The organism is Mesorhizobium sp. M0909, assembly GCF_040319515.1.
GTDB lineage: Bacteria > Pseudomonadota > Alphaproteobacteria > Rhizobiales > Rhizobiaceae > Mesorhizobium.
The window spans coordinates 45,279-63,637 of sequence record NZ_JAMYOA010000010.1; the positions used below are offsets into that span (position 1 = coordinate 45,279).

Consider the following 18,359-nt stretch of genomic DNA (forward strand, 5'->3'; position numbering starts at 1 on the left):
CGCCTAGTCTTTGTCTTTCGCCCTCGCAGCGCGTGCCGCGGCCGCCGGGAGCCGCCTTGGATCGTCGCCGGGCGATCCGTCGCCGCGCGGCATGGCCGGCGAGAACCTGTCCAGCGATGATATTATTCCGCGCAGCACCTTGAGCTCCGGCTCGGCAAAGCCGGGGCGGGTCAGAACAGCGCGCAAATTGTCGACCATCTTCGGCTTCTTCGCTGCCGGGCGGAAATAGCCGCGCGCCTCCAGTGCACCTTCCAGATACGCAAACAGGCCGTGCAATTCTTCCTTGGCAGCCGGCGGCATTTCAGGGCCGGAAAAGTTGGTCATGGTCTCGTGTTCCAGGCCGGACTTCATCCATTCATAGGACATCAGCAGGGCGGCCTGGGCGATGTTGAGCGAGGAGAAGGCTGGATCCACGGGGAAGGTGACGATCTCGTCGGCAAGGCCGACCTCGTCATTATAGAGGCCGAAGCGCTCGCGGCCGAACAGGATGCCGGTGCGCTGGCCGGCCCGCTGCCGCGCCCGCAGCGCCCTGCCCGCCTCGACCGGACCGCGCACGGGCTTGAAATTGTCGCGCGCGCGCGCCGTGGTGGCGAAGACGAAGTTCAAATCGCCGACCGCCGAGGCCAGGTCGTCGAACACCGTGACGGCATCGATGACGTGGTCGGCGCGGCTTGCGGCGGCACGCGCCTTGTCGCTCGGCCAGCCGTCGCGCGGATTGACGAGCCGCAGCTCGGCAAGGCCGAAATTGGCCATGGCGCGCGCAACCATGCCGATATTCTCGCCGAGCTGCGGCTCGACCAGGATGATCGCCGGTCCGGACGCAGGCGTTCCGGAGGCAAGAGGGGTGTCGGGATCCTGGGTAGCGGCCATGGTTGTCAGTGAACTGCTGTTTGCGGCATTTCGCAGTCCCCTGCCACATTTGGCGGCGAAAATGAAGCTTTGGCAAAGAATGCCGGCACTACGGCGCGGTTCGCCGTTTGCGCGGCCAAAAAGCCTTTGATATACGGGCCGCATCCCAGGGCCGGCAGCCGTGCGGGCAAGGCCGTTCCGTTCCCCAAAAGCGAGGCATTCTTTCCATGGCGAAGATCAAGGTGGCGAACCCGGTCGTCGAACTCGACGGCGACGAGATGACCCGCATCATCTGGCAGTTCATCAAGGACAAGCTGATCCACCCTTATCTCGACCTCAAGCTCGAATATTACGACCTCGGCATAGAGCACCGCGACGCCACCAACGACCAGGTGACCATCGATTCGGCCAACGCCATCAAGAAATACGGCGTCGGCGTGAAATGCGCGACGATCACACCCGACGAGCAGCGCGTCGAGGAATTCAAGCTGAAGAAGATGTGGAAGTCGCCGAACGGCACCATCCGCAACATCCTCGGCGGCACCATCTTCCGCGAGCCGATCATCATGAAGAACGTGCCGCGGCTGGTGCCCGGCTGGACCAAGCCGATCATCGTCGGCCGCCACGCCTTCGGCGACCAGTACCGCGCCACCGACTTCCGCTTTCCCGGCAAGGGCAAGCTGACGATCAAATTCGTCGGCGAGGACGGCCAGGTGATCGAGCACGATGTGTTCGACGCACCCAGCGCCGGCGTCGCCATGGCCATGTACAATCTCGACGAATCTATCCGCGAATTCGCCCGCGCCTCGCTGAACTATGGCCTGCTGCGTAATTACCCCGTCTACCTCTCGACCAAGAACACAATCCTCAAGGCTTATGACGGCCGCTTCAAGGACATCTTCCAGGAGGTCTACGAGGCTGAGTTCGAAGCCGAATTCAAGGCGAAGAAGCTCTGGTACGAGCACCGGCTGATCGACGACATGGTGGCCTCCAGCCTGAAATGGTCGGGCGGCTATGTCTGGGCCTGCAAGAACTATGACGGCGACGTTCAGTCCGACACGGTGGCGCAAGGCTTCGGCTCGCTCGGCCTGATGACCTCGGTGCTGATGACGCCGGACGGCAAGACCGTCGAGGCGGAAGCCGCGCACGGCACCGTTACCCGCCACTATCGCCAGCACCAGAAGGGCGAGGAGACCTCGACCAATTCGATCGCCTCGATCTTCGCCTGGACGCGCGGCCTCGCGCATCGTGCCAAGCTCGACGACAATGCCGAACTGAAGCGCTTTGCCGAGACCCTGGAAAGGGTCTGCATCCAGACGGTCGAGTCCGGCTTCATGACAAAGGATCTGTCGCTGCTGATCGGTCCCGACCAGCCATGGCTTTCGACCACCGGCTTCCTCGACAAGATCGACGAGAATTTGCAGAAGGCGATGGCCTGAGCCCGCGACATGGGCAAGCCCGTCGTCTACGGCGCGGACTACAGCGTCTATGTGCGCATCGTGCGGCTGGTGCTCGAGGAAAAGGGCGTCGGCTACGAGCTGGTGCCCGTCGACGTCTTTGCCGCGGACGGCATTCCCGGCTGGTACTTCGAGCACCAGCCGTTCGGCCGCATCCCGGCCTTCGAACATGACGGCTTTCGCCTCTACGAGACCGGCGCGATTGCCCGTTATGTCGACGAAGCCTTTGACGGCCCGGCGCTGCAGCCGGTCGAAGCCCGGCCTCGATCACGCATGAACCAGATCACCGGCCTGCTCGACGCCTACGCTTACAGGGCCATGGTCTGGGATGTCGCGGTCGAGCGGCTGGAGAAAACGCCACCCGACGAAGCCGTGATCGCCAACGGGTTGCGGCAGGCGAGAACGGCATTGCAGGCGCTGTCGTCGCTGAAAGCCGAAGGGCCTTGGCTGTTGGGGACGGACCTGACGCTGGCCGATCTGCACGCTGCGCCAATCATCAGCTATTTCGTCAAGGCCGCCGAGGGGCATGCCCTGCTGGCGGAGTTTGCGCACATTCAAAATTGGTATGCCCGCATCGCCGGGCGCGAGAGTTTTGCGAAGACCGAAAAGGCAGAGTGAGGAGACAAGCATTCGGCAATAGGCCTTCTGGTGATTAGCGAAAGCCGAAGTGACATCCAATCTCCCCCCTTGCGGGGGAGATGTCCGGCAGGACAGAGGGGGGTGTGAAGGATCTCTAACCTTCGACTGATCCTTTCCAATTGGGAACGGCCTGAGAACGTGGCTCCGATTGGGCTGGCAGTCGGAGGGACAGCACCCCCCTCTGCCCTGCCGGGCATCTCCCCCGCAAGGGGGGAGATCGGCAGCTTCGCCGAAGGCGACCCACTGCGAAATATCGCTCAATCGGGAAGGTAAATCTCCGCCTTCATGAAGGTCTTCGCACGGCCTGTGATCAGCACGCGATCTCCGGCCAGTTCGCATAGCAAATGCCCGCCGCGCTGCGAGCATTGGAATGCCGACACATGCGTCTTGCCGAGCTTTTCAGCCCAGTACGGCACCAATGTCGCATGAATGGAGCCAGTCACCGGGTCCTCGGGAATGCCAGCTCCGGGTACGAAATAACGCGAGACGAAATCATGGGCTCGCCCAGGCGCGGTAATGACCAGGCCGAGAGGATGAAAACGTCCGATCCTGAGCAGATCGGGAACGAAAGATCGCACGGTTGTCTCGTCGGCAAGCTCGACAAACAGGTTCTCGAAATTGCGGAAGCTCGCAGCCGGCCGCTGAGGCAATATCGCTTGCAGCGCCGAGTTCAGCTCGTCCTCGACGGGCTGCGGCGGAAAACACGGCAGATCGAGCTGATAGGCGCCTTCCCGCCGGGAAACCCGCAGCGCGCCCACCCGGGTGGCGAAGGCCATTTCGCCCTGACCATTGTATTCCGTAGTCAGCACATGGGCGGCCGCAAGTGTAGCATGGCCACAGAAGTCGACTTCATGAACCGGCGTGAACCAGCGCAAATCCCAACCCTCGCCACTCGGCCGCGCAAACGCGGTTTCAGCAAGATTGTTCTCGTTTGCGATGGCCTGCATCACGTCGTCCGATAGCCAGTCCTCCAAAATGAGAACGGCAGCAGGGTTGCCCTGGAAAGCCCGTTCGGCAAAAGCGTCGACTTGATACATAGTCAACGTTGCCACATCATCCCCGCTGCCACTTCGGCCTGTCCTTACTGGTGCAGATTCACGCAGCTTCCAGTGCCGCCTTCACCGCAGCGATCGCGTCTTCGGCCTTCGACGCGTCCGGGCCGCCGGCCTGGGCCATATCGGGTCGCCCCCCGCCGCCCTGCCCGCCCAATGCCGCGGACGCGACGCGCACCAGATCGATGGCGCTGAAGCGGCCGGTCAGATCATCAGTAACGGCGACGACGACGCTCGCCTTGTTGTCCTCGCCGGCGCCGACAAAGACGACAACGCCGGAGCCGAGGGACTTCTTGCCGGCGTCGGCCAGCGGTTTCAGATCCTTTGGCGAGACGCCCGATACCGCCTTGCCGAGAAAACCGACACCGGCAATGGTTTCGTTTTCCGCAGGCACACCAGCTGGCGAGCGATCGCCCAGCGCCAGCTTCTTGCGCGCTTCTGTCAGCTCCTTTTCGAGCTTCTTGCGCTCGTCGAGCAGCGCCTCGACACGGGCCGGCACATCGGCCGCCGAAATCCTCAGCGCGGCGGCGGCCGCCTTCAGCCGCTTGTCCTGTTCGTCGAGATGCTTTCTGGCGGCCTCGCCGGTCAACGCCTCGATGCGGCGCACGCCGGCAGCGACCGCGCTGTCGGACACGATGCGCACCAGGCCGATATCGCCGGTCGCCCTGACATGCGTGCCGCCGCATAGCTCGACCGAATAAGGCCGGTTGGCCTTGGCGCCATGCAAGCCCGTGCCCATCGAAACGACGCGCACTTCATCGCCATACTTCTCGCCAAACAGCGCCATGGCGCCCTCGGCGATGGCGTCGTCGACAGACATCAGTCGCGTGATCACCGGGCCGTTCTGAACGACGATCTCGTTTGCCATGCGCTCGACCTCTTCGAGCTCGTCCGGCGAGATTGGCTTGTTGTGCGAAATGTCGAAGCGCAGACGCTCGGGCGCGACCAGCGAGCCCTTCTGCGCCACATGGGTACCCAGCACCTCGCGCAGCGCCTCATGGATCAGATGTGTGGCGGAATGGTTCGCGCGCAGCCTGGAGCGCCGCGCGTGGTCCACCTTCAGCTCGACGGTCGCGCCCGTCTTGACAGTGCCATTGGCCACCTTGCCGAGATGGACGAAAAGCCCATCGGCCTTCTTCTGGGTATCGGATATCTCGATCGAGAACCCGTCGCCCGAAATGACGCCGGTATCGCCCATCTGGCCACCGGACTCGCCATAGAACGGCGTCTGGTTGACAACCACGGCAACGGCGTCGCCTTTGCCGGCACTGTCGACGGTCTTGCCGTCCTTGACCAGCGCCTGGATAAGGCCTTCGGCCTGCTCGGTCTCATAACCCAGGAATTCGGTGGCGCCGGTCTCCTCACGCACCGCGAACCATACCGTCTCGGTTGCAGCCTCACCGGAACCAGCCCAGCTCTTGCGTGCCTCCGCCTTCTGCCGCTCCATTGCCTCGGTGAAGCCGGCAAGGTTGACCGAGATGTTGCGCCGGCGCAGCGCGTCCTGCGTCAGGTCGAGCGGAAAGCCATAGGTGTCGTAGAGCTTGAACGCTGTCTCGCCATCCAGCATGTCGCCGGAGGCCAGCTTTTCCGTCGCCTCCGAAAGCAAGCCCAAGCCGCGCACCAGCGTCTTGCGGAAACGAGTTTCCTCAAGCTTCAGCGTCTCGGTGATCATCTGTTCGCCGCGCACCAGTTCCGGGTAGGCTTGCCCCATCTCGCGGACCAGCGCCGGCACCAGGCGCCACATCAGCGGATCGCGGGCGCCGAGCAACTGCGCGTGGCGCATGGCGCGGCGCATGATGCGACGAAGCACGTAGCCGCGTCCTTCGTTGGACGGCAGCACGCCGTCGGCGACCAGGAAGCAGGACGAACGCAAATGGTCGGCGATGACCCGGAACGATGCGACGATGTCCGCATCCGGACCTTTGCCGAGCGCCGACGATGCAGCGTCGATCAGGTGGCGGAACAGGTCGGTTTCGAAGACGCTTTCAACCCCTTGCAGGATGGAGGCCATGCGCTCGAGGCCCATGCCCGTGTCGATCGACGGACGCGGCAGGTCGACGCGCTGTTCCTTCGTCACCTGTTCATACTGCATGAACACCAGGTTCCAGAATTCGAGGAAACGGTCGCCATCCTCCTCGGGGCTGCCGGGGGGGCCGCCCCAGATATGCTCGCCACGGTCGATGAATATCTCCGAACACGGCCCGCAAGGCCCGGTGTCACCCATTGCCCAGAAGTTGTCCGAAGTCGCGATGCGGATGATGCGATCGTCCGAAAGGCCGGCGATCTTCTTCCAGTACGAGGCCGCCTCGTCGTCGGTGTGGTAGACGGTGACCAGCAGCTTGTCCTTCTTCAGCCCGAACTCCCTGGTGATCAGGTTCCAGGCAAGCTCTATGGCGCGCTCCTTGAAATAGTCGCCGAAGGAGAAATTGCCGAGCATCTCGAAGAAAGTCAGGTGGCGCGCGGTGTAGCCGACATTGTCGAGGTCGTTGTGCTTGCCGCCGGCGCGAACACTCTTCTGGGCAGTCGTGGCGCGCGAATAGGGCCGCTTCTCCAGACCGGTGAAAACGTTCTTGAACTGCACCATGCCAGCATTGGTGAACATCAGCGTCGGGTCGTTGCGCGGCACCAGCGGGCTTGATGCGACGACCTCGTGACCTTCCTTGCGAAAATAGTCGAGAAATGCCGACCGGATCTCGTTGACGCCACTCATGAATACTGCCTTTTCGAGAGAACCGCCGGCTGCCGGCGGAAAATAGACATGGCCTTTTAGCGGTCGCACCGCAGCCTGTCCAGAAACACCAAATGGGCTCAAATCCCCGCTTTCACCAGCGCTTTGAAATGGCTTCTGCCCCGCCGTCAAACGCAAACCGCCGGCACGGGGCCGGCGGTTCGAAACGCATCGATTACGCAAACTCAAAATCAAAACATCAAATCGAAACCCGGCTGAGGCTCGGCGAGGCGTCGCCTGCCCTACATCACCCCGGCGTCGTCCTCGAAACCGTCGTCGCTGCTTTCGGAGCCGCCGTTTTCAAGGAATTTCTCGGCGATCAGCCCGGCATTCTGTCGCAGCGCCAGCTCGATCTCGCGCGCCGTGTCGGGATTATCGCGCAGGAACAGCTTTGCGTTTTCGCGGCCCTGGCCAAGACGCTGCGAATTGTAGGAGAACCAGGCGCCCGACTTTTCGACCACGCCGGCCTTGACGCCGAGATCGACCAGCTCGCCGGTCTTGGAGACGCCCTCACCATACATGATGTCGAACTCGACCACCTTGAAGGGCGGCGCCAGCTTGTTCTTGACCACCTTGACGCGGGTCTGGTTGCCGACGACCTCGTCGCGATCCTTGACCGAGCCGATGCGGCGGATGTCGAGGCGAACCGAAGCATAGAATTTCAGCGCATTGCCGCCGGTCGTCGTCTCGGGCGACCCGAACATGACGCCGATCTTCATGCGGATCTGGTTGATGAAGATGACCATGGTGTTGGAGCGCGAGATCGAGGCGGTGAGCTTGCGCAGTGCCTGGCTCATCAGGCGCGCCTGCAGGCCGGGCAGCGAATCGCCCATCTCGCCTTCGATTTCCGCCCGCGGCGTCAGCGCCGCCACCGAATCGACCACCAGCACGTCGATGGCGCCGGAGCGCACCAGCGTGTCGCAGATCTCCAGCGCCTGCTCGCCGGTATCGGGCTGCGAGATCAACAGGTTTTCGAGATCGACGCCGAGCTTGCGGGCATAGACCGGGTCGAGCGCGTGCTCGGCATCGACGAAGGCGCAGATGCCGCCCTTCTTCTGGGCTTCGGCCACCGTGTGCAGCGCCAGCGTCGTCTTGCCCGAGCTTTCCGGCCCGTAGATCTCGACGATGCGGCCGCGCGGCAGGCCACCGACGCCAAGCGCGATGTCCAGCCCAAGCGAGCCGGTCGGCACTGTTTCGATCTCGACGACCTGCTCGTTTGCGCCGAGCCGCATGATCGAGCCTTTGCCGAAGGCACGCTCGATTTGCGACAGCGCCGCATCCAGAGCCTTTGATTTGTCCACCGCTTTGTCCTCTACAAGCCGCAAAGAATTCTGAGCCATGATACATCACCCCGTGGTCGTCAATGGAGGCCGGACAATCCCGCAATCCTTAAAAGAATGTACCTCGTTTGTTCTCATTTGTCAATGAGCGGCAAGGATTTGAAAAATAACGGATATCCATATTTGTTCTATTTTTGTTTCGTAAATTTGCTTCCCAATGCCTCCCGCCTCGCATGCGGCGCCGCTGCCGTCACCAACCGAATCGCACCCGCGATTGCAGGGTTCCGCCCAGCGACCTAGTCTCCTCCCGGGCAACAGCAAAGGGCATTTTGCCGGCATGATGAACTCCCCGACGATCCTGGCCGTGGGCGGCGCCTATATCGAGCGGCGCGGCCGGGTTGCCGGCGCCTTCGTGCCAGCCGCCTTGAACCCCGGCACGATGCGCGAGCATGTTGGCGGCGCCGTCTTCAACGCCTTGCGCTTTGCGGTGCGACGCGGCGCCTCGGCCTCGCTGCTTTCGGTGCGCGGCGGCGATGCCCTTGCCGACACGGTTTTACACGCCGTCACCGAGGCCGGCATTGCCGACCTGTCGGCGGTGTTCCTCGACCGGGCAACGCCAAGCCATACGATGCTGATCGATAGCGATGGCGGGCTGATCGCCGGCCTTGCCGACATGGTGCTCTACGAGCTGGCGCTTCCCAAGCAAATCCGCCGCGCCAAGGTGCGCGAAGCGATCGGTTCGGCCAACGCGGTGCTGTGCGACGCCAACCTGCCGTCTTCCGCGTTGGAGCGGCTGGCGGCACTCGCCGCCGGCAAGCCGGTGTTTGCGCTTGCCGTCTCGCCCAGCAGAGCGGCGCGGCTGACGCCGGTGCTCGGACTTCTAGCGTTGGCCTTCATGAACCGGCACGAGGCCGGCGTGATCGCCGGCGTTGACATCGATGCTGACGATCAAGGCGTCGTCGACGGGCTGAGACGCGCCGGCCTGAAGAGCGGCGTGGTGACCGCCGGCGACGGACCGGTGCTCGGTTTCGACCAAACCGGCGCCTTTTCGGTCCTGCCTCCGCCACTGCAAAAGCGGACCGATGCCACCGGCGCCGGCGACGCTCTGGCCGGCGCCACGGTCGCCACCCTGCTGCGCGGCCTGACGCTGCGCGAAGCGTTGCGTGAAGGCGTCGCCGCCGCGGCGCTCGCCATCGAGAGCGCCGCCTTCACCAGTGCCAGCTTTGTCGAGGCGCTGGCGCTCGTGCCCGAGGCGCGGGACCTGGCATGAAGTGCGGCGCGGAATTGCCGAAGCATAACGCAGCCTATTTTCCGGCGCGCCGTCCTGCCTCGTAGGCGCGGCGTGCCCAGATCGCCATCTCATCCGGATCATCGAAGGCACTGTCGGGAACGCTCCAATACGGCATAGACACCAGCTTGCCGTGCCGTGAGCCGGTATAGGTCCATTGCCGGCAGCCGGCCGCTTCGAATTCAGGCGCGCTTTCCGCGTCGGCCTTCAGCATCAATTCGTCACGGATGACGACGGCGACGATCACGCCGTCGAAATAGATGCCCTTGCCGCCGAACATCTTGCGGATGCTAACCGGGCCAAGGCCTTCGAAAAGCTCTTCGATGCGCTCATTGTCCATGCGGCGATCATGTCATCCGGATTTCCCCTTGTCATCGCCGCAACCGGCACCATCCTGACAAGTTCGGAACCAGTTTCGTCGGAGTTTCTCATGCCGCTTCTGCTCAAAGGGTCCTGCCGGTGCAATGCCGTGCGTTTCGAGGTGGAAAGCCACACGCCGGTGCCGTTCATGCTGTGCTACTGCTCGATCTGCCGCAAGCAGCAGGGCGGTGGCGGTTTCGCCATCAATCTCGGCGCCGATTACAAGACGTTGAAAATCCGGGGCAAGCGCCATCTCGGCGTCTACCGCGCCGAGATCGAGGACGACGAGCACCCGCACCGCGAAACCTCGACGGGCGAGCGGAACTTCTGCACGAAATGCGGGACGGCGCTCTGGCTCTACGACCCGACCTGGCCGGAGCTGGTGCACCCCTTCGCCTCGGCGATCGACACAGACCTGCCAAAGCCGCCGGAGAAGGTGCATCTCATGCTGAAATACAAGGCGAACTGGGTCGAGCCGGAGATCGGCAAAGGGGACAAGGTCTTCGACGTCTACCCGGAAGAATCGATTGCCGACTGGCACAAACGAACAGGAATGTGGGTGGATTAGGTCCTTTCTCCCCGTGAACGGGGGAGAAGGAAAAATCAGGCCGAAGCGCGCGCTTCAGCCAAGGCCTTCAAATCGGCCGGCTTCAGTTCGACCGATTCGCCGCAGCCACAGGCCGAACTCTGGTTTGGGTTGCGGAAGGTGAAGCCGGTGCGCAGCGTCGTCTGCTCGAAATCCATCTCGGTGCCGAAAAGGAAAAGTGCTGCTTCGGGCGCGACATAGACATGGGCGCCGTCGCGCTCGATGTGATCGTCCTTGGTGTTGGGTTCGGTCACCAGGTCGACCGTATATTCCATGCCGGCACAGCCGCCCTTCTTGATGCCAAGGCGAATGCCATGCGCGTTTTCACGCGTGGCGACGATCTCGCGCACCCGGTCGGCGGCCTTTTCGGTCATCGTGATGACGGCAAAGCGTCCCATGTTTTCCTTCTCCATTCTTGCAGGTTCAAGGCCTGCCGAATGATTCCTCACCTAAAATGGTGAAGTTTTGTACCCGGCGCAAGTGCGCCAGTCTCTGTCTGGTCGGATGCTAGTACCAGCCAACCGCCACCTGTGCCTCTTCCGACATGCGGTCAGGCGACCAGGGCGGGTCGAAGGTCATGTTGACCTCGACACCGGAAACGCCTTCGACGGCGCCGACGGCATTTTCCACCCAACCCGGCATTTCGCCGGCCACCGGGCAGCCGGGTGCAGTCAACGTCATGTCGATCTTGACCGAGCGGTCGTCCTCGATGTCGATCTTGTAGACGAGGCCGAGCTCATAGATGTCGGCCGGGATTTCCGGGTCGTAGACCGTCTTCAGCGCCGAGACGATATCGTCGGTCAGCCGCGCCAGTTCGTCGGCAGGAATCGTTGACCCGGAAACCGCCGCGTTGGTGGTGGAATCCGGAACTGTGCTCTCGGCGGTGTGGCTGGCATCATCCATAATCGTCACCCGAAGAACTTTCGCGCCTTCTCCAGCGCATCGGCCAAAGCGTCGACTTCGGCCCTGGTATTATACATGCCGAACGATGCCCTGCATGTGGATGTTACGCCGAAGCGTTTCAACAGCGGCTGGGCGCAATGCGTGCCGGCGCGGACCGCCACGCCCTGCCGATCGATAACCATCGACACGTCATGAGCGTGGATGCCCTGCAGCTCGAACGAGATGATGGCGCCCTTGCCAGGCGCATCGCCGAAGATGCGCAGCGAGTTGATGGCGCGCAGTCGCTGATGCGCATAGTCCTTCAAATCGGCCTCGTGCGCTGCGATGCGCTCACGGCCGATCTTTTCCATGTACTCCAGCGCAGCACCAAGCCCGATCGCCTGCACGATCGGCGGCGTACCGGCCTCGAAACGGTGCGGCGGGTCGTTGTAGGTGACGATGTCTTGCGTCACCTCCTCGATCATCTCGCCGCCGCCCATGAACGGGCGCATGCGCTCCAGAATATCCTTCTTGCCGTAGAGCACGCCGATGCCCGACGGGCCATAAAGCTTGTGGCCGGTGAGGACGAAGAAATCACAGTCGAGGTCCTGCACGTCGATCGGCATGTGCACGGCGCTCTGGCTGCCGTCGACCAGCACCGGAATGCCGCGGGCATGGGCAATGCGCACGATCTCCTTGATCGGCGTCACCGTGCCCAGCGCGTTCGACATATGGGTGATGGCAACCAGTTTTGTGCGGTCGGTCAGCCGCTTCTCGAATTCCTCGATGTGGAAGACACCGAGATCGTCGACCGGCACCCAGACCAGTTTCGCGCCCTGCCGTTCGCGGATGAAATGCCACGGCACGATGTTGGAATGGTGCTCCATGATCGAGAGCACGATCTCGTCGCCTTCGCCGATATTGGGCATGCCGAAACCGTAGGCGACCGTGTTGATCGCCGCCGTGGTGTTCGAGGTGAAGACGATGTTGTCGGTGCTCGGTGCGTTGAGGAAACGGCGCACCGTCTCGCGCGCCTTCTCATAGGCGTCGGTCGCGGCATTGGACAGGAAATGCAGGCCGCGGTGGACGTTGGCATATTCCTGGGAATAGGCGTGCTGGATAGCGTCGAGCACGGCCTGCGGCTTCTGCGCCGAGGCGCCATTGTCGAGATAGACCAGCGGTTTGCCGTAGACTTGCCGCGACAGGATCGGGAAGTCGCGGCGGATCGCCTCGACGTCGTAAGGAATGTTTTCGACTTTCTGGTCCATCGTCTCGACCGTCATCCTTGGGCTTGTTCCGAGGATCTACTAGCCCTCGGATTTTGCCAGTTCCTGGTCCCACGCGGCAGATCCTCGGGACAAGCCCGAGGATGACGCCGGAATCTTAAGCCACTCACCCGTGCGCCACGAACCAGTTGTCGAGCCGTGCTTCCAGCGCCTCGACGATGGCCTCGTCGTCCAGTTCCTCGATCACTTCGGCGACGAAGGCTTTGACCAGCAGGCCGCGCGCGGTCTTCTCGTCTATGCCGCGCGCCATCAGATAGAACAGATGGCCGTGGTCGATCTCGGTGACGGTCGCGCCATGGCCGCAGACGACGTCGTCGGCGAAGATTTCAAGCTCCGGTTTGGTCGAGAACTCGCCGTCATCCGACAGAAGCAGCGTGTTGCAGGCCATCTTGGCGTTGGTCTTCTGCGCATATTGGTGGACATTGATGCGGCCTTGGAAGACGCCGCGCGCTCTGCCGGTTACCACGTTGCGGATGACTTCGGTCGAGGCGGTGTGCGGCACGGCATGGTCGAGCACCATGGTGACGTCGGTATGGGTGTCGCCGGCGAGCAGATTGATGCCGCGCAGCGTGAAGTCGGCGCCCTCGCCGGTCGTCTTCACAACGACCTCCTGGCGGACCAGCTTGCCGCCGGCATTCATCACAAACAGCGTCAGTTTCGAATTCTTGCCGAGATGCGCCTTGAACTGGGCGAGATGCGTCGCCGTATCCGGCTGCTCCTGCACGACCAGCCATGTCACTTCGGCTCTCTCGCCAAGCACAAGCTGGCTGACCGAGCTGACCAGTGCTGCCCCCTCGCCCGTCTGGCGCTCGACGACGATAGCCTTGGCGCCGGCGCCGACGCGGACGGTCAGCCGCACATGCGACTGTCCGCCGGCCTGCAAATTCTGCAATTCGACCGGCTTATCCAGTTGAGCATCTTCGGCGATGTCGACGAAATAGCCGTCGGCGACAAAGGCGGTATTGAGCGCGCCGATGGCGTCGTCGCTGCCATAAGAATCAAGCCCAGATGCTGCGCTGCCGTCGGTCAGCTTGTCCGACAGGCGCTGCACGGCAACGCCTTCGATATCGGGCAGTTTCATACTCGAAACGCCGTTCAGCACCGGCAAAACGCTGGAGCCCTCGACGATCGGCGCAATGGCTTTCGCAACCGCTGCCGGATCGAAGTCCGGCACCGAAATCAGCAGCCGGCGCAGGTCCGTATAGTGCCAGGATTCGACGCGCCGCGTCGGCAGGCCGCTCTTGATCGCTTCGATGGCGTCGTCGCGCTTCAGCATCACCGCGCCGTCGCCGGGCAGCAGCGACAGCCGCTCGCCAAAGGCGTCGATCAGCGCCGTTTCGGCCGGTGTCCGCTGGGGTGTCGTGTGCATATTCATCAGTATCGCCTTGTTTGGCTTGCCTTCCGGGCCTGCTGGCATCTCACGCGGCTTGCCCGATCACGCCGGCATAACCATTGGCCTCGAGATCGAGCGCAAGCGACTTGTCGCCCGACTTGATCACCTGGCCCCTGTAGAGCACATGCACCGTATCCGGCACGATGTATTGGAGCAGGCGCTGGTAGTGGGTGATGACGACGATGGCGCGGTCCGGCGAGCGCAGCGTGTTGACGCCGTCCGCGACGATCTTCAGCGCGTCGATATCGAGGCCGGAATCGGTCTCGTCGAGGACGCAAAGCTTCGGCTCGAGAAGCTTCATCTGCAAGATCTCGGCGCGCTTCTTCTCGCCGCCGGAAAAGCCGACATTGAGCGGCCGCTTCAGCATCGCCATGTCCATGTTGAGCGAGGCGGCAGCTTCCTTCACGCGCTTCAGAAATTCCGGGATCTTCAGCGGTTCCTCGCCGCGCGCCTTGCGCTGCTCGTTCATCGCCACTTTCAGGAATTCCATCGTCGCCACGCCCGGTATCTCCATCGGGTACTGGAAGGCGAGAAAGATGCCGGCGGTAGCGCGCTCGGCCGGATCCATGTCGAGGATCGACTGGCCGTTGTAGAGGATGTCGCCCTCGGTGACCTCATAATCCTCGCGCCCGGCAAGGATATAGGACAGCGTCGATTTTCCCGAGCCGTTCGGCCCCATGATGGCGGCGACCTCACCGGCCTTCACCGAAAGATTCAGGCCGCGGATGATCTCGGTGCCGTCATCGACGATACGGGCATGGAGGTTTCTGATTTCAAGCATTCCATTCGTCCTATCCGTAGCCGTCTGCCCGGCTAAACTCGATTTAACAACTGCTCCAAGGCTTCGGCGCCCGGCCGCAGTACTCAAACATCCACCGGTCTTTTAATTGTAGTTACTCCACATCATCGTGCTCGGATGAGGCTGATAGACATTCTCAATCTCATCAATGCTCTCATACAAATCCAGCCAAGTCGGGTTTAGACCTTCAATCAGATTCGTCTTCCATTCGCGGAGATAGCGCTTCAAAGACTTTTCGCGCTGAATCGCGAGAACGATGTTCGGGTGCCGCTCAAACCAAACCAGATTCTTTGCCTTGTATTTCGAGGTAAAACCCCGGTGCACAGCATTACGGTGTTCCCACACTCGCGCATGCAAATCACTGGTTACGCCAGTGTAGATAACTCCACGCGGCTTATCGGACATCATGTAAACAAAGCCGGTCATTTTCCTGCTGACGACCTACGCAAGGCACCGCCATCCTTAAAATTTGTGCGGTCATCTTTGAACTTCGCGCCGACGTTACTGAGTTTCGCTCCGTCATCCTCGGGCTTGTCCCGAGGATCTACCGGCCTCTCAATACGGATCGCGCCACACCTCTGTTGGACAGCGGATCCTCGGGACAAGCCCGAGGATGACGGCGCAAAACTCAGTGACGACGGCGCCAAATCCGAGGGTGACGGCGCAAGGCCCGAGGATGACAGTGCCAAGCTCAGAGATGACAACGCAAAGCCAGAGCTCATCACCCCACGCTCCCCTCGAGGCTGATGCCGATCAGTTTCTGCGCCTCGACGGCGAATTCCATCGGCAGCTGCTGGATGACGTCCTTGACGAAACCGTTGACGATCAGCGCGATCGCCTCTTCTTCCGGAATGCCACGCTGCATGACGTAGAATTTCTGATCCTCGGAAATCTTCGACGTCGTCGCCTCATGCTCGAACTGTGCGGTCGAATTCTTGGCTTCCATGTAGGGCACGGTGTGCGCGCCGCACTGGTCGCCGATCAAGAGCGAGTCACAGTTGGTGAAGTTGCGGGCGTTGGTCGCCTTGCGGTGCGCCGAGACCTGGCCGCGATAGGTATTCTGCGAGAAGCCGGCGGCAATGCCCTTGGAGATGATGCGGCTCGACGTGTTCTTGCCGAGATGGATCATCTTGGTGCCGCTGTCGACCTGCTGGTAGCCGTTCGACACCGCGATCGAATAGAACTCGCCGCTGGAATCGTCGCCGCGCAGGATGCAGCTCGGATATTTCCAGGTGATGGCCGAACCGGTCTCGACCTGCGTCCACGAAATCTTCGACCGATGGCCGCGGCAGTCGCCGCGCTTGGTGACGAAATTATAGATGCCGCCCTTGCCTTCGGCGTCGCCGGGATACCAGTTCTGCACCGTCGAATATTTGATCTCGGCATCGTCGAGCGCGATCAGTTCGACCACCGCGGCGTGAAGCTGGTTCTCGTCACGCTGCGGCGCCGTGCAGCCTTCGAGATAGGAGACGTAAGCCCCCTCCTCGGCGATGATCAGCGTGCGCTCGAACTGACCGGTGTTCTTCTCGTTCATGCGGAAATAGGTCGACAATTCCATCGGGCAGCGCACGCCCTTGGGCACGAAGACGAACGAACCGTCGGTGAACACGGCTGAATTCAGCGTGGCGTAAAAATTGTCGGTGGTCGGCACCACCGAGCCGAGATATTTCTTCACCAGCTCCGGATGCTCGCGGATCGCTTCCGAGATCGAGCAGAAGATGACGCCGGCCTGCGCCAGTTCCTTCTTGAAAGTGGTCACGACCGAGACGGAATCGAACACCGCATCGACGGCGACGCGGCCGGACTTGTAAACGTTGTCGCTGCCTTCCTCGAGCTCCGACGCATCGGTCTTCTGCACGCCGGCGAGGATTTCCTGTTCCCTGAGCGGAATGCCGAGCTTCTCGTAGACCTTCAGCAGTTCGGGATCAACCTCGCTGAGCGAAGTCGGGCCGGGCGTGCTCTTGGGCGCCGCGTAATAATAGATGTCCTGGAAATCGATTTTGGGATAGTGGACGCGCGCCCATTTCGGCTCGTCCAGCGTCAGCCAGCGGCGATAGGCTTCCAGGCGCCATTCCAGCATCCAGGACGGCTCGCCCTTCTTCGCCGAAATGAAGCGGATAATGTCTTCACTCAGGCCCTTGGGGGCCTTGTCCATCGCGATTTCGGTCTGGAATCCATATTTATACTGGTCGACATCGATCTTTCGAACTCGATCGATCGTCTCCTGCACAGCAGGCATCAGCGTTCTCCATCCACGCCGGGGTCAAGGCCCGACAGTTTTCAAACTATGGCACCGCGAACGAGCACCCTTGGGCACCCGCGGCGGCGTAAGTTTCATATAGTGCGTTCATGCCGGAAATTCACCCGGCCAAATTCGAACGCACGGCTCTACCAGGCCACAAGGCCCAAATATTCCTTCGCCGCGCTCAGGCGGCCTTTTCCCTGTTCGCCTTTTCCCTACCGGCTTGCCGTGCAACGATCGTCGCCAGCGCCGCGCGAAACAGCTCGATATCCTCGGTGCTGGTCGCGTGGCCGATGGACACGCGCAACGCGCCAACGCCATCGCCGTAATCCATGGCTTTCAGCACGTGACTCGGCCCGACTTTGCCCGACGAACAGGCCGATCCGGCCGACAGCGCCACACCGGCGAGGTCGAAGGCGATCTGCGCCGTCTCGGCCTTGATGCCGGGAATAGCGAAGAATGTGGTATTGGCAAGCCTTGCAGCGCCGGTCCCGAAGATTTCGGCGTCCGGAACAAGCGTTTTAACGATCGCCTCGATTTCGTCGCGACGCTGCCGCACCGCTTCGATCGTTTGCAAGCCGGCAGACGCCTCGCTAGCGGCCGCGCCAAACCCGGCAATCGCCGCAAGGTTTTCGGTGCCGCCGCGATGGCCTTTTTCCTGGCCACCGCCGCTGACCAGCGGTTTTGGCATCATCAGATCCGACGCCGCGACCATGGCGCCGACGCCCTTGGGGCCGCCGATCTTGTGCGAGGAAAGAATCAGATAATCACCGTAACCCGCCGAGATATCGAGCGGAATGCGGCCGGCTGCCTGCACGGCATCGACGACCAGGATGCCACCCGCCGCCTTGACGATTTCGGCAATGCGGCCGACCGGCTGGATCACGCCGGTTTCATTGTTGGCAGCGTGGATGGCCACCAGCGGCAAGCCTTCGGCCTTGTCATGCTGGGCGAGAGCCTCGGCCAAAACGTCGAGCCTGACGACGCCGTCGGCGTCGACGCCGATCCGTGTCACCTGCGCCGCTGGGAAATGCCCACCGTTCAGCAAGCAAGGATGATCGGCCTCGGACACATAGAGCCGGCTCATACGGACAGCACCGCGCCCCATCTGCCAGTCCGGCGTCAGCAGCGTCGAGGCCGCTTCCGTCGCGCCGGAGGTGAATACGACATGCTCGGCCCTGGCGTTGACCAGTCGCGCCACATTGCGCCTGGCATCCTCGATCAGCCGCCGCGCAGCGCGGCCCTCGGCATGGACGGAGGACGGGTTGGCGGCGACGTCGAGCGCGGCGACCACCGCCGCGCGCGCGGCGGCAAGCAGCGGCGCGCTGGCATTGTAGTCGAGATAGGCGCGTGCTCTGGCCATTTCCGTCCAACTGGTCCCTTCAAAAGCCGTTCCGCGAAGATAGCGCGTTATTTCCTTGAAATTGCAAGGCAAGACGTCCTATTTACGCGGCTTGCGGCGCGGGTGGCCGAGCCACAGTTTTGGCCGCCCAGTTTTGAACAATTCTAAACTAGCTT

17 protein-coding genes are annotated in these 18,359 nt (G+C 62.2%); 4 read left to right on the forward strand and 13 right to left on the reverse strand.

The window, feature by feature from the left end:
• Positions 1–3: 3 nt before the first annotated feature.
• Complete coding sequence (locus tag NKH83_RS17195; RefSeq protein ID WP_352477353.1) at positions 4–870, reverse strand: RNA methyltransferase; 867 nt, start codon at positions 868–870, stop codon at positions 4–6.
• Positions 871–1,076: 206 nt separating this feature from the next.
• On the opposite strand from NKH83_RS17195, the gene NKH83_RS17200 reads away from it, so the two are divergent.
• Positions 1,077–2,288 carry an NADP-dependent isocitrate dehydrogenase gene (locus NKH83_RS17200; protein WP_352477351.1) on the forward strand — a complete coding sequence of 404 codons (1,212 nt, stop codon included), beginning with the start codon at positions 1,077–1,079 and terminating at the stop codon, positions 2,286–2,288.
• A gap of 9 nt (positions 2,289–2,297) precedes the next feature.
• Positions 2,298–2,924 carry a glutathione S-transferase family protein gene (locus NKH83_RS17205; RefSeq protein ID WP_352477350.1) on the forward strand — a complete coding sequence of 209 codons (627 nt, stop codon included), beginning with the start codon at positions 2,298–2,300 and terminating at the stop codon, positions 2,922–2,924.
• 278 nt (positions 2,925–3,202) lie between these two features.
• On the opposite strand, the gene NKH83_RS17210 is transcribed toward NKH83_RS17205, so the two are convergent.
• From NKH83_RS17210 to recA, 3 genes are all read right to left on the reverse strand, one after another.
• Positions 3,203–3,982, reverse strand: a complete 780-nt coding sequence (locus NKH83_RS17210) for a PhzF family phenazine biosynthesis protein (RefSeq protein WP_352806189.1) — start codon at positions 3,980–3,982, stop codon at positions 3,203–3,205.
• A 58-nt stretch (positions 3,983–4,040) separates the two neighbouring features.
• On the reverse strand, positions 4,041–6,707 hold the full coding sequence (gene alaS, locus NKH83_RS17215) for an alanine--tRNA ligase (protein WP_352805974.1): 2,667 nt from the start codon (positions 6,705–6,707) through the stop codon (positions 4,041–4,043).
• 260 nt (positions 6,708–6,967) lie between these two features.
• Positions 6,968–8,065, reverse strand: a complete 1,098-nt coding sequence (gene recA, locus NKH83_RS17220; protein ID WP_023674696.1) for a recombinase RecA — start codon at positions 8,063–8,065, stop codon at positions 6,968–6,970.
• A 277-nt stretch (positions 8,066–8,342) separates the two neighbouring features.
• On the opposite strand from recA, the gene NKH83_RS17225 reads away from it, so the two are divergent.
• Entirely contained in the window at positions 8,343–9,275 is a 933-nt protein-coding gene (locus tag NKH83_RS17225; protein ID WP_352477347.1) for a PfkB family carbohydrate kinase, read from the forward strand.
• A 34-nt stretch (positions 9,276–9,309) separates the two neighbouring features.
• Here the strand turns inward: NKH83_RS17225 and NKH83_RS17230 are convergent, their stop codons facing one another.
• Positions 9,310–9,633: a TfoX/Sxy family protein gene (locus NKH83_RS17230; protein ID WP_254817632.1), complete on the reverse strand. Its 324-nt coding sequence runs from the start codon at positions 9,631–9,633 to the stop codon at positions 9,310–9,312.
• A gap of 90 nt (positions 9,634–9,723) precedes the next feature.
• On the opposite strand from NKH83_RS17230, the gene NKH83_RS17235 reads away from it, so the two are divergent.
• Positions 9,724–10,221 carry a GFA family protein gene (locus NKH83_RS17235; protein ID WP_352477346.1) on the forward strand — a complete coding sequence of 166 codons (498 nt, stop codon included), beginning with the start codon at positions 9,724–9,726 and terminating at the stop codon, positions 10,219–10,221.
• Positions 10,222–10,256: 35 nt separating this feature from the next.
• On the opposite strand, the gene sufA is transcribed toward NKH83_RS17235, so the two are convergent.
• The 8 genes from sufA to NKH83_RS17275 all read right to left on the reverse strand — a co-directional run bounded on the left by sufA (position 10,257) and on the right by NKH83_RS17275 (position 18,204).
• Positions 10,257–10,637 carry a Fe-S cluster assembly scaffold SufA gene (gene sufA, locus NKH83_RS17240; RefSeq protein WP_006206001.1) on the reverse strand — a complete coding sequence of 127 codons (381 nt, stop codon included), beginning with the start codon at positions 10,635–10,637 and terminating at the stop codon, positions 10,257–10,259.
• 109 nt (positions 10,638–10,746) lie between these two features.
• The gene (locus tag NKH83_RS17245; RefSeq protein WP_352477345.1) at positions 10,747–11,142 is read right to left on the reverse strand and encodes an SUF system Fe-S cluster assembly protein; all 396 of its coding nucleotides are present in this window, start codon (positions 11,140–11,142) and stop codon (positions 10,747–10,749) included.
• Between the two features lie 5 nt (positions 11,143–11,147).
• The gene (locus NKH83_RS17250) at positions 11,148–12,389 is read right to left on the reverse strand and encodes a cysteine desulfurase (RefSeq protein WP_352477506.1); all 1,242 of its coding nucleotides are present in this window, start codon (positions 12,387–12,389) and stop codon (positions 11,148–11,150) included.
• Positions 12,390–12,513: 124 nt separating this feature from the next.
• Positions 12,514–13,782 (reverse strand): Fe-S cluster assembly protein SufD, encoded by a 1,269-nt coding sequence (gene sufD, locus NKH83_RS17255; protein ID WP_352477344.1) that lies wholly within the window; start codon positions 13,780–13,782, stop codon positions 12,514–12,516.
• A 43-nt stretch (positions 13,783–13,825) separates the two neighbouring features.
• Positions 13,826–14,581, reverse strand: a complete 756-nt coding sequence (sufC, locus tag NKH83_RS17260; protein ID WP_254817628.1) for a Fe-S cluster assembly ATPase SufC — start codon at positions 14,579–14,581, stop codon at positions 13,826–13,828.
• A 102-nt stretch (positions 14,582–14,683) separates the two neighbouring features.
• On the reverse strand, positions 14,684–15,025 hold the full coding sequence (locus NKH83_RS17265; protein WP_352477343.1) for a GIY-YIG nuclease family protein: 342 nt from the start codon (positions 15,023–15,025) through the stop codon (positions 14,684–14,686).
• A 295-nt stretch (positions 15,026–15,320) separates the two neighbouring features.
• A complete protein-coding gene (gene sufB / locus NKH83_RS17270; protein ID WP_352477341.1) occupies positions 15,321–16,838 on the reverse strand; it encodes a Fe-S cluster assembly protein SufB in 1,518 nt (505 codons plus the stop codon).
• A 187-nt stretch (positions 16,839–17,025) separates the two neighbouring features.
• Positions 17,026–18,204 (reverse strand): cysteine desulfurase family protein, encoded by a 1,179-nt coding sequence (locus NKH83_RS17275; protein ID WP_352805980.1) that lies wholly within the window; start codon positions 18,202–18,204, stop codon positions 17,026–17,028.
• Positions 18,205–18,359: the final 155 nt, after the last annotated feature.